The organism is Paenibacillus sp. FSL H8-0104 (assembly GCF_038050215.1).
Lineage (GTDB): Bacteria > Bacillota > Bacilli > Paenibacillales > Paenibacillaceae > Paenibacillus > Paenibacillus amylolyticus.
On the sequence record NZ_JBBOTC010000001.1, the window covers coordinates 6,424,682 to 6,437,259 of the forward strand.

5 protein-coding genes are annotated in these 12,578 nt (G+C 49.1%); 1 reads left to right on the forward strand and 4 read right to left on the reverse strand.

Annotated elements, in window-relative coordinates:
* Positions 1 to 53 precede the first annotated feature (53 nt).
* The 3 genes from NST38_RS28235 to NST38_RS28245 form a co-directional block, all read right to left on the reverse strand.
* Entirely contained in the window at positions 54 to 2,501 is a 2,448-nt protein-coding gene (locus NST38_RS28235) for a transcription initiation factor TFIID (protein WP_083684951.1), read from the reverse strand.
* A 1-nt stretch (position 2,502) separates the two neighbouring features.
* Positions 2,503 to 5,892, reverse strand: coding sequence for a tubulin-like doman-containing protein (locus NST38_RS28240; RefSeq protein WP_076253675.1), 3,390 nt, complete (start codon positions 5,890 to 5,892; stop codon positions 2,503 to 2,505).
* Between the two features lie 298 nt (positions 5,893 to 6,190).
* Complete coding sequence (locus NST38_RS28245) at positions 6,191 to 7,984, reverse strand: vWA domain-containing protein (RefSeq protein WP_076253676.1); 1,794 nt, start codon at positions 7,982 to 7,984, stop codon at positions 6,191 to 6,193.
* Between the two features lie 408 nt (positions 7,985 to 8,392).
* Here NST38_RS28245 and NST38_RS28250 point away from each other — a divergent pair, with 408 nt between their 5' ends.
* Positions 8,393 to 9,325, forward strand: coding sequence for a hypothetical protein (locus NST38_RS28250; protein WP_076253677.1), 933 nt, complete (start codon positions 8,393 to 8,395; stop codon positions 9,323 to 9,325).
* A gap of 489 nt (positions 9,326 to 9,814) precedes the next feature.
* Here NST38_RS28250 and NST38_RS28255 read toward each other — a convergent pair whose 3' ends face one another.
* Positions 9,815 to 11,419 carry a DEAD/DEAH box helicase gene (locus NST38_RS28255; RefSeq protein WP_036667827.1) on the reverse strand — a complete coding sequence of 535 codons (1,605 nt, stop codon included), beginning with the start codon at positions 11,417 to 11,419 and terminating at the stop codon, positions 9,815 to 9,817.
* Between the last annotated feature and the right edge of the window lie 1,159 nt (positions 11,420 to 12,578).

Sequence of the window (12,578 nt, forward strand, 5' to 3'; positions counted from 1 at the left end):
ACAGGCTGAGTTAATACAAGATTGGTGCTGGGTGTCAGGACACCGCCGGCGTCTTAACGAATGGGTGACAACTTTTCCACCAGACCAGCGGGGTGAAGTTCATAGCCATTCTCCGTGTACGAGTCATAATATACCTTACCGTTCCGATACACCATGAGATCCTCCAGATGGAAACCGCCCATCAGATTCAGCTTCTCCACGCCACTACTTCGTTCTTCGTACACCACACCCAACTTGTAGATACGTGACGTCTCTTCGGCATGTGCCGCGTAGTCCATGAAAGAACTATGATGGTCACCAAAGAAATACTTCTCTTCATACCGATGTTCCTGCGTATAATCGAATACCCGGACCCGAACAACCGCCTGATCCTCCAGCGTGTGGTACAACCTGCGGAACAGATCATCCCGGGTTAATACGTCTTTATCTCCGTAGGCAATCGTTACATTCGCCCGCTGCAACAGTTCTTCTTCAAATGGCAATCGCAATGGCTCGGCCGTAAGCAGCAACGAGTGACATACCTCCATCAGCCGTTTCAACAGACGGTCATCGCCTTCTGTGGCAAGCCGGTTCATGTCTCCCATGTAACGGTCCTCAAACCATACATCCCGTCCGCGTTTGGCTTCCAGGTCGATGATTAGCTCTTCCGTCACTTTGCCGTAGTACTCCATCACGTTCTGGCCGATGTATTCATCCGCAGCGGCGATACTTTGGGCAGCTGTCTCTCGCAGTGTGCATTCCAGCGCTTCAAGTGCTGCTGTGACTTGGCGACTAAAACGATGAAGTTCTTCCATCTCCGTATCGTAGATACGCAGCAGATGTAATTCATTTTCCAGTCGCAGTAATTCTACCTTTGGTACATACACTCGCTCCAGCATGCAGTCAATCAGATTGCGCACATTCTGTTTATCACGGAACAACGCTCGTTTGAACGACTGATCTTCCACTCGCTCTTGCTGACGTTGCTCCAGCAGAGCACGTGCCGATTCAAGCTGCATCGATTTATCCCGAATCAATCCGAGTAGCGCTTCACGCACACTGCCAGGCTCACTGTCACTCCAGGCCGCCCACTGGAAGTAACCAACCTCTGGATGCTCCGCGCGGGAATGTTCAGCATGACGGCGCAGGGAACCGCTAGAGCTGCGCTCGCGCACACGCTCTTCGACAAGACGGACAACGTTATCGCGGAAGTACGCTTCAGCTCCTTGTCCAAACAACGCTCTCTCCGCTTCACGAAGTGAGAGCGGCTTCAGATCAGAGAAACTGACGTTATGCGTCATGATGCCACTCATGCCACTAACCAGATCTTCATTGGGCAGCAGGCCTTCGACTTTGCGTTCCACCGAGGCCGCGTCCAGTCCAAAGAAAGCGAGCTTGTCCTTAATGCTCCAATCCGGCTCCTGCCGCATGCGTGCGAGCAGATACCGATACAGGTGATATAACACCGCCAGTGCAATCGGCTTGTTTGGCCGCCTGATCTCGGCAAAACCCGCGCTGGCATAACCATGCTGATCAGAGGTGGTACGAATATTGTTTTTAAAGGATGTATTGTTGTAGGTGTTCGCTCCCGTGCTTGAAACGCTACCCGAGTGATCTACATCCTGCTTCCTGTTCTTCAGCAGGCAGATCCGGCAGATGATCTCAGCATTTTCGATCCAGCCACCGGGAACGCCGGTTCCACGCTCATTTTTGTCGGACAACAGATATACCAGATCAAACAACGGTGACGCGGGATGTGTAACCGGAATGGAGATCCCATCCTCCGTCACCAGCAGTTTACCGCTGAACGTGTAGTCCAAGGACTGCATATAATCCAGTTCCCGCAGAAAAGCGAGGCCTGCTGCGCTGGCATACCCGAAGGAATCCACCTGTTCCATCTCGCTGACCAATACATGCAGATCCGTCTGCACCGACTTGAAGGCTTGGGACAAAATGGTCTCCGTCAGCTTGGTGAGCTCTGGCAACAATACATTCAACGGATCATCCGCTCTGGTTACCACCGTAACGTAAATCCGATCAAATGACGAGTATAACCGTCCATATTCGGCAATTCGGTTACTGACCCGACGAAGCGTACGATTCAGATCGTAGAGCGCCTGATCCGATTCGTGGAAACTGCGGTGTACATCCTTGCGCCGTGTTTTGGACGGTCGCTCCGTCTGCCCAGCGGACAGAGGCAAGCGGTGACAAGTCACCTGCCCATCATCGGACGAGCCAATATTCCTCTTTTCACCCGGATGCTCTTTCTGATCTTCTGTACCAATCTGAACGTAGACCACACCGTCTCCGTTATCCCATTTTAGCCGATTGATCTCCTGCACAGCAGACACTGCAGGTGCAACCAGATCACCCACAAACAGGAACAGCGCCGGGTAATGGATACTGCTGCGTCCATCACCCAGGCTGCCTTGACGCTCCTGCTCTATTGCATACTGCGCTGCATACTTCTCCAGATCACGCTTCAGGGTATTGTTCGAATTGAACTCCATCCCGGCCGCCATCTTACTTCAGCCTTCTGCGAATGTCGTTCAGCTTGGACGACATCGTTCTGTAGAACTGATAGATGTCTTCTCCGTTAGCCAGTTCTACCCGCTCATATTCGAGACGATCGCGCGATTCCATGAACAGGGCAGCCAGATCATCCAGCTTTGTCAGCAGTGGGGTGATATCCTCAGAAGCTGTAAGATCGTTATCGCGGCGGGAGGCTTTGCGCAGCAATGTACTGCGATCCTTCTCTGCCAGACCGCGGAAGTTGCCAAACACTTCATACTCGGCAAAGTTACGGCTCTTCATCAAGTTTGCGAACGGCTCCCATGCGTCTTCTTCCGGGTCACGGTCATAGACGTAGAGGGCACCTTTTTTGACGATGGTGTCAGTATATAACGCTTCGATGAAGCGGTCATACCACTGCTCTTCGTCCTGGTACTGGGCAAGAATGCCTTCGAGTTCGGCAACTTTGGCCGAGATGGCATTCATCTTTGCCAGTTCCTCACGGACACGTGCGATCAGCTGCGGAGAGCGTACCAGGTTTTCTTTGGCCATATCTTCATTAATACTTCCGAAAATATCCTTAACGCCTACACGCGGCAACCCTTCGGTTTGCAGACGCTTCAGCTCGATCACGGCCCGCTTCACTTCGCCGAGGTTCGGCGTGGTGGACGTCAGACGCATGTCGTAGGCTCCCAGTTTGGCAGACAGATCAAACGCTTCTGTTGTCACAATCGCATACCGATTGCTTGTATTCTCATCAATGGATTTGGCTGTCACAATGTTGTATCCAAGCGCCTGCTCAAATTCGTTACGCACACGGGCGTTATACTGCTTCACGCGGGCGTTCTCGTACACATCTCCCCATGATTTCTCCGGAATCGGAGACGGCAGATAGGTCCAGTTGTTTTTCTCCGTTTGCACCAAGTGACGACCAATGCCTTCTTTGTCCAAAATGGTACGTTCATAACTTTCCTCATATACTTTGAGCGGTGTATACACAAAGAGTGGTACCCCGTTGCGGGTGTTCAGCCAGAATATCCGGTTACGCACTTCACTTTCCTTAACGGTAAAATGAGATTTGCCTACCGCATTGTTCTGATAATTGCGAATCCCTTTCAAGATGCCTGGCGCCTGTGCCGGTACCGATACAAATCCCCATGAAGGGAAATGCAGACTGCCCGTACTGTTGCTCAGATTAAACACCGGAACAGCCTCATCATCCAACTTGCCAGCAATGAAACGTTCCACGAATTTCTCAACCGACTCATCCTGACCGTATTTGATTACCAGGAAATCTTCCATGGAACGGGTAATCAGATCACCGAATTTCTCACTCAGGAAGTCGGAGATGGAGCTGACGATATCAATCTCGTTTTCTTTCACCCACTGGCTGGAGTTTTCCAGCAATTCACGAGAGAAGTCACGGATCAGATCATCTGTATCACGTTTATCCAACAGCCCGTCCACCACACTGACGATATCCGGTACACTTACAACGTTCCAGTAATATGTTTTGTTGCCTTTGTGATCAGCTTGTTCCTCGCCACGTGTCAGCAGGTCACCGTTCTTGGCGAATATCGAGCTAAGGGCGTTCAGCGTTTCGGTAAATACGTTATAAATGCGGCTGTTTTCCTGGTTCAGCAACTCATACAGATCTTCATAGAACTCGATCATCTGATCGTTGCGTTCCACGTCGGCGTGCAGCCAGTACTCATGAATTTTTGCTTCAATATAAGCATTCTTTTTCTTCTCTTTGGAGACAAAAGCACTCTTCGCATCGCCCAGCTTCTCTTCGGACTGCTCCTGAGCTGCTTCAATATCACGTGGAATGCGGAAGGCATTCTCACGCAACGTTTCGATGTACGACTGAATCATCTTCAGTACACAGAAACCTTTTTCCGTATAAATCAGACGGGAGACATAGAACGGACCTTGTTCGGGATGTAAAAACATACGCCGGATCTGTTCAGTGAACTGACCGGCAATCTCGCCCGGCAGTTGTTTCTTCGCCTTGATATATTCTTCACGGGCACGAGCCAAGAAGTTCTGCTCCAGTTCGGTATCCATATTCACAACCTGTGATTTCACCACGTTGCCATAGGATAGACGCTCACTGTTCTGATAACCAGGCAGCGGCTCTGGCACGCGCGCTTCAAAGGACTTGACCACACTTTCGAGATCAATGCCCAGCTTGCGGGCAAACTTCTCGGTATCCTCCTGGTTTGGTGCTTTGGAGAACATGGTGTTCATTTTGTCGAACATGCGATACGCCAGATACGTGGTCATCTCTTCAATCGGCAGGACAGCCGAAGATGCACCAATGATGTTGTAATCATAGTTCGCCGGGTACACCTTGTTCATCTGTGCAATGTTGGTGCGAATGTTGCTGATATAGTCATGGATCGCAAACTCCTCACCCGACTGCTTCTCCTCACTTGCCATGAAGTTGGTAATGTTCTCGGCCGTGACGTTCATGCAGTAATCGTAGGCGTTCTCCAGCAATTTGCCTTCGGTATTCGTCGCTGAGATTAGATGACACAGGTTAAATGGCGGCAGTGGTGAGTTAACGGTTAAAATATTGCCGTACTTCTGAGTAAATCGCTCACCGCGGCTATCCACGTTCATCCAGTAATCCAGCTCTTTGAGCGCAGCATATCCGTTCTTGCGAATGTATTCACGAGTGTGTTCGCTCAAGCTTTTGTTGGACAGGTTCACGTCTGGCGTGAACAGATATCCCAGCGTATTCACGCGGTCAATCCCGGCAGAGCCGTGATCACGTTCGATAATACCGCGCACAATATAGGAAATATCGAGGAAACAGCCGCTGCCTGTACCGCCGGACAGACCTGTCAGCAGGAATACCATCAGTTTTTTGTTGGTGCCTACGGATAAGGTTTTGATCTTTTTGTCGATGGCCTGTACCACCTGATTAATCTTGGTGAACAGGAGCAGACGTCCAGCCTGACGTACACCTGCGGCACCGTTCATCCCGTCCGTGATGCTCAGTTCCGGAGATAGCCAGTCCGTAATATACGGCTCCAGCACGCTACGGTTCTGTAGAAGTCCGCCAATTTCGGCATTGGATAGCAACACGAATTCATTGATCGGATCAAGTCCGATCCCTTTATACTTTTTGGCACGATCCTGTTCGTTTGTCTCAAAAGCCAGAAACTCCACATTGTCCGGCTTGTCCATTTTTTTCTTGGATACCGGGTCCTGTGGCAGCTTGAAACGACGGTTAATCTGATATTTGAGACGCAGCAACGCATCAATTCCCGTTCCTCCCAAACCAATAATCAGAATGGGATTATCAATTGTATCAACTCTGATCTTCTCACTGACAATACCTCCGCCAAGTGATACATCCAGTTGCTGAATATGTTCTCTAACAATCGGTTTCATTCCATGTCCTCCTTAGATTAACGCACGTATGCTTCAATCTATATAATTCAAACTAAAGAATATTTACACTTGCCACTCCGATGACAGAACAAACTTCCGATCGCTGTTATCCCCAGATTTTTTGATTCTCTTTTTCAAAGGTGAAAATCTGGGGATAGCCTATGCTTCCGATGTAGCTTTCTTTCAGAAAGCTTTTAGGCGAACGCTTCCGCTTCTCCAGCTTTTTTCTGTCCTCTGCGTTCTCGTGTAAATGGATTAGTTCAACTTATATAGCTTACATTCATTTAGCTATAATCCTTCACACCAAATACTCGATCAAAATCGTTTTGTCCGCCTGTTGCAGCGGGATGCTCAGTCGGTCACCGTTCTTCAGTTCAACGCCTGAGCTTGCATCGACTGCACGACCGGATTTCTCCAACGTACCGCCTGCGGTGTTACGGATTATAATTCGATCCCCATTGCTGGGCGTAAATACATATTTTTCGGTTTCCTTCAGCTCAGGGTCCAGTTGCAACAACTGATGAAGATGAAATCTGCCCCGGAAGGATACCAGCTTTTTATATTGCGGATATGATTTATCTCCCGTGTTCTCATCACGAATCTCCACGACCATCTGGCCTACAAAACCTCGATTTTTCCGTTTCAGCCAGCCCATCAGGAACCAGGCACCAACACCAACCACGATCAGGGCTATAACACCCAAGATGACAGGCAACCAAGGAAACGGCTTGTCCTGTTCACCGCCAGACGTTGTTGGTTGAGATCCACTTCCAGCTGCTCCGCTCGCGTTGATCGTGATTGGCTCACTTTCACGGTAGAAGCTGTCTTCTTCCGCACGGATGACTAATTCATAGTTATGATTGTCTGGTACTTCAAACGTTCCGGCAAAACCAGAACCTGTGTTTTCCAGCGGTTGTTCTTCACTTTTGCCAGTATCCACATCTTTCACAACCAGCGTGGCCTTCATATCTGTATACAGATCATTATCCTGGAGTGGCTGACCGCCATTCTCCAGTTTGGCTGCAAGATCAACCTTGTCCTCTTTGGTATAGGACTTGGTCTTAATTGGGTCCACAACGAGCTGAAGATCATAGTTGAACAACAGGTTGATATCGATGCTGTCTTTCGGAGCCCCTTTTACCCGAAGTTTCCAGTCTCCTTCTTGGGGTTTCAACAGCTTCACGAGTGAATAACTCTTCGACGTCGAGAGCTTGGCTGCATCCGAGTTCAGGTCCACGGCTTGTCCGGAAGGGTCCGTCAATTGCACTTCCACCGGCTTCGAAGACATGATCGAAATGTTTGCTTCCAATACACTGTCATTCGGTACATTCACGGTAACTTCCTGATAACTGCCGTTTCCCGTTACAGAGGGCAGCTTTACCACATTCAGTTTGGCATGATCCGCGAAGATCTCACTCAGAATCTGTGGCAGATCATCCGGCGTATCGGTAATGAATGATTTACCTCCAGTCTGCTGAGCCAGGTCTGCGAGTGCATTCTTGTTCAGCTTGCCATCGGCGTTCAATCCGATCGTATACACCGGAATACCCTGATCCTGTGCTTCCTTCACGGCTTTTGCCAGGTCAGCATCAGATTGTGCCTGTGTACGGCCTTTGGTTTTGTTAAAGTCATTGTTGCCATCCGCCAGCAGCACGATCATTGGCGAGTGGGATGGGTCTGCACCATGATTCAGTATGTTCACGGCTTCGGCGACACCAACTGAGACATCGGTATATGGCCCCCGGCCAAGCTGATCAATAAAATCCTTCAGGCTGCTCTTGTCCGCATCGGACTGAATCTCCAGCATAGCCTTTTCCCGCTCCACCTGATCGGTATAAGCGACAATCCCTACCTTGTCCCCCTGGACTGGCAGCATATCAATAAACATTTTCATGGCTTCATTACTGATCTTGTCACGGTCACTTGTATTCATTGAGTTACTTACATCGGCTACAAGTACCGCATCGATTCCGCTTGTCTGTGCCTGAGCCGCTGCAGCTTGTGGCAGCAACGCTTGAGGTAACAGTAGCGTTAGAATTGTCAGCAGAACCATCGTTCCACTAAGCCAGCGTATTTTGCGTGTCCGCAGCATTGGGTGTACTCCTTCACGTTTGAGATTAAAATGGGAATAGTTTATTATAGGCGTCAAGCCTTAAGGAAATCTTAACAGTCTACTAACAAATTCTGAAAAGCACCCCTATCTTGAGTTACAGTTTTGTAATGACTGACAAAAATCGACGATTTCATGCCTTGAACTGGCACAAAAGTACCAACTATGGAAATATGATATAGTTATTGCCAGCAAACTGCAATATAACAGCGCTTGTTCACCAAGCCATAGAAGGGAACGGATTATGGTTACATACGGATGCCTCGCCATATTGTTTCTTTTTGTCATTATAAAGGGTTTTGCACTCCAGCTTCATCGACGGAAACCGGTCTCCCGGGAAGACACGGATCGTACCCTCTACACTATTCTGAATGGTGAGCGTGATTAAGCATGAGTACTAAACTAGTTGTATCCATAAGACCATTTCATCGAACGACCTATGCCTATGAAAAGTTGCAAGTCTGCTCACGTTGTGGACAGTACACCTGCCTGTGGGAAGATGAGTGCACGGCCTGTGGCCGGGGTACCCTCAATTCCGTTCAAGCGAAGGCAACTTCCCGTGTAAAACGCCGGATTGCACGCGACTTGTTCATTACGACATTGTTCGGTGTAGCTGCTACCTATTTCGGTGAGACCATAGATCAGACCATGGCGGCAGCCAGCGTTTCCCTGTTGCTTCTGGCCTTACTGATCTTCATGCAGAAACGTTCATTCGAGGTAGAGCAGCAGCGCGAGTTGAAGCGCACGTTACAACAGGATGAGGAACTCATCCGCCAGGGTATTAACCGCAATTGGGCTCTGGTCGCCGAAGCTCGAAAACAGGATGAAGCACTTGCCTATGAGATGCTCCGCGAGATCGGCTCACTCGTCTACAATGACCGGATTCGACTGCAACAGGTTGCGCTGTTACAATCCTTTGTCCTACGCAGTGATATGGATCTGCAGCTCAAGCCCTTGCTCTTACGTAGCTTCGAGCGGCTGCTGGCTGAATATATTGGTGAGATTGCTCGGCTTAAGCCCGATTTGATCCGTGAAGATGCGATTCGTTATATCGCAACCTATGAAGTGAACATTTTACAGCTCCACAATGGAATTCAGATACTTACAGCCGTAGCTGCTGCTGCCGTACGCAAGAGCAAATATATTGAGTTATTCCCTAGTCTTATTACCCGCTACGCCCGCTTTATGCCCAAGGATCGCTTCATGAGACTTTATCACACGATTGAACGCTATCCGAGCAAGGCACGCGGGGGTCTGGCGGAGTCGGTAGGCCGGGTGTATAACGAGAAATATCGGGATCAATACGCAGATGTTCAGCTGTAGGGATGATATATTGAGAAAGAAAAACGTAGTTTAGTGCAAACTCACTCCCTGTATATAGACGAATGCAATTTCATCCATCCCTGCATGCGCGTCAGCACCACAGATCGAAGGTTATGCTTCTAATGATATAAGAATTAATCCAAAAACACCCCATCCTTAGGTCTAGGATGAGGTGTTTTGAATTTTATGGCAGTCTGCCACGTGCTATACGCAGTACACGAAAAAAAGGAAAAACTACATGGGGAATACCTAAATGGCATCTTCCATGGATCAAGTAGGCACGCAAACAGGTACTCACAGATGACAAAAAGAATAAGCGGAAATGATCATCTGTCCTGGTGAAAGGGCCGCGACGTGGTTCCGTCGCGACCCTTGATCTGAAGGTTCGGTACATCTGTACCCGAACCCTCTCATATGTGCCATGCCCATCACTGTGGCATGGCATGGTGCCTGCGCAATTGCGGCTGCATCGCCGCTTGCGCCAAGGCTTTACCGTCCGCGACGAGAATCGCGACGGTCACCCTTCGCCGGTCCGCGTCCTGCGGATTCCGGACGGCGAGAGCCTTCGCTACTGCGCCCGGAGGTGCGCTTGTCGGCACTACGGCCAGCCCAGCCGCTGCTAGCTGCGCGGCCGCTTTGACCCGTTGCTCCGCGACTGCTGTCGCTGCTGCGCGCGGAACCACGACCTGCGCTGCGCTCGTCGCCACTGCGACCCGCACCGCGTCCACCTTGACCCGCTGCACCACGACTGCTGTCGCTGCTGCGGCCACCGCTACGACCACCACTGCGTCCGCCTTCACTGCGGCCACCTTCGCCACCGCGGGAACCACGTCCCCCACGTCCGCCATCTCTGCGATCGTTACGGCCTGCACCGCGACGGGCACTACCAGTTCCGGAAGAGCGTCCGCCTGAACGTTCGTCATCCCCTTGACTGTTGATGGAACGTCTAGCTGCTCCAGTTGAAGCAATTGGACCTTCGCTTGTCCACTGGATACGGGACAGCTTTTGGTCAATACCTTGTTCAATACGTGCAAGTTCCGGTCTGTCGTGCTCTGTTGCAAACGTTACAGCAAGACCTGTACCGCCTGCACGGCCCGTACGACCAATCCGGTGGATATAACTTTCCGCATCATGCGGCATATCGTAGTTAAATACATGCGTAACGCCTTCAACATCAAGTCCACGTGCAGCTACATCTGTAGCAACCAGCACTTGCAGTTTGGCATCGCGGAACGCTTTCATTACGTTCTCACGCTTGGATTGGGACAGATCTCCATGAAGTTCATCACTTGCATAACCTGCTTCACGCAGATCTTGGTTCAGCTTGGATGCACGACGTTTGGTCCGACAGAAAATAATCGCCAAGTATGGGCGATACGTATCAATCATGCCGCGAAGCGCTTCTAATTTACCACGATCCGTACATTCCAGCACTTGCTGGCGAATTTGTTTGATCGGGATAACAGATTGGGAAGATACTTTTACATCTTCCGGATCTTTCATGTAGGTCTTCGCCAGGTTGCGAATGCCCTTAGGCATCGTTGCTGAGAACAGCATTGTCTGACGTTTATGTGGTAGCTCGCTAAGAATCGTCTCCACATCGTCCAGGAAGCCCATGTGCAACATTTGGTCGGCTTCATCCAGCACCAGTTTTTTCACATTATCCAGCTTCAGCGTGCCACGGCGCAGGTGATCCAGGAGACGACCTGGTGTACCAATAACGATCTGGGTACCGTTCTGCAATTTACGCAGTTGTTTGTCCACATCCTGCCCGCCGTATACGGCAAGCACGTGCAGTTTATCGTCGTTAGCAGTAAGCTTCTTCGCTTCTTCCGTAATTTGCAGCGCAAGCTCACGCGTAGGCGCGATAATCAGCGCTTGTGGCGAACGGTCGGATACGTTAATTTTCTGAATAATCGGCAGCAAAAATGCCAGCGTTTTCCCTGTTCCTGTCTGTGCCTCAGCGATAATATCGCGTCCACCCAGCAGTACCGGAATCGAACGCTCCTGTACCGGAGTCGGCACGGCGATTCCCTGATGTTTCAGGATCTCGCACCATTCCGGGCGAATGCCCAGTTGTTCAAAGTTTGCCAATCGTTACACCTCTGTATATTCATTTAGATAAGTCCATTTCATAATGACTCAGTATCAGTATCTGCCATCAAGACTAGTTTTCCTTAGTTCAATCATGATTATGAAATGAATTTTTTAAAAAGCAATCCACTCGTTGCTCTTCTTCTCCATACCCTGTAGTTTACACGTTAGTCAAGCAAAACAAAAGGGGATACAGCGTTACACCCCCAACTTGTAGCACAAAATTCCAAGATCAGCGTAACTTGTATCGACCAAGTGAGTTTGAGGATGGTTATGAGAGAGAGTGTAAGGATGATTTTGACAGTAACCATAGGAGCCCCTCTGAAAATGATGATGAGTGGAACATCCCAAGGTGTTGGCTCGAAGTATGACTCTGATTCTGTGAATTGGTTGAGGATTGAACTGCATGCAAATCCCACGTACCACCAATTCTAACGAATCCAGGACACCCTATTACGCCAATTAAAGCCGTTTGGATTTTCTAACGAACTCCAGTCACTTAATTACTCGGAATACCCGCGAAACGGCATCAGTATGGGTGGAATCAGCAAAATAAGATGTCTGAGATTCGTTAGAATAACGAAAACATGAAATAACTCCATATAAGACGTGCCAGGTTCGTTAGAGTTTACACACACTGAAGAACACAAGCTTGAGCACAATAAGATCAGCTAGAGAAATAACAACATTTACTAGAACCAGAACACCAACTACAAATACTAGAACTAACAACAACCAGCACTACCTATACTTCTACTAGAACTATTACTAGAACTATTACTACAACTGCTACTCCAACTTCTACTTCTACTTCTACTTCTACTTCTACTAGAACACCACTACCACCATTAGAACTACTCCTTCTTCTTCTTCGTTCTTTTTCTTTTCTTCACTGTACACACCACACAATCTAATAAAAACAACGACGCCCTCTCCCCAATTTATTTTAGGAAAAAGTGCGCCGCTGATAGAAAGTATCTTTTTATGTTATCTACTACACAGGGCTGTCGCATGTCTACTCAACACTACTTTAGGACAGTAGCCTTCATAACTTTACTTCATTACTTGTTTAGATCCTTAATTCCAGATTTACTAAACCGTTCATTTTTCACCTTGTCCGCGTAACTATAGTCAGACAATGCACCTTTGGACAACAACC

Coding starts and splice junctions, on each gene's coding strand:
- NST38_RS28235 (WP_083684951.1), bottom strand. CDS start 2,501: ATGGCGGCCGGGATGGAGTTCAATTCGAACAATACCCTGAAGCGTGAT.
- NST38_RS28240 (WP_076253675.1), bottom strand. CDS start 5,892: ATGAAACCGATTGTTAGAGAACATATTCAGCAACTGGATGTATCACTT.
- NST38_RS28245 (WP_076253676.1), bottom strand. CDS start 7,984: ATGCTGCGGACACGCAAAATACGCTGGCTTAGTGGAACGATGGTTCTG.
- NST38_RS28250 (WP_076253677.1), top strand. CDS start 8,393: ATGAGTACTAAACTAGTTGTATCCATAAGACCATTTCATCGAACGACC.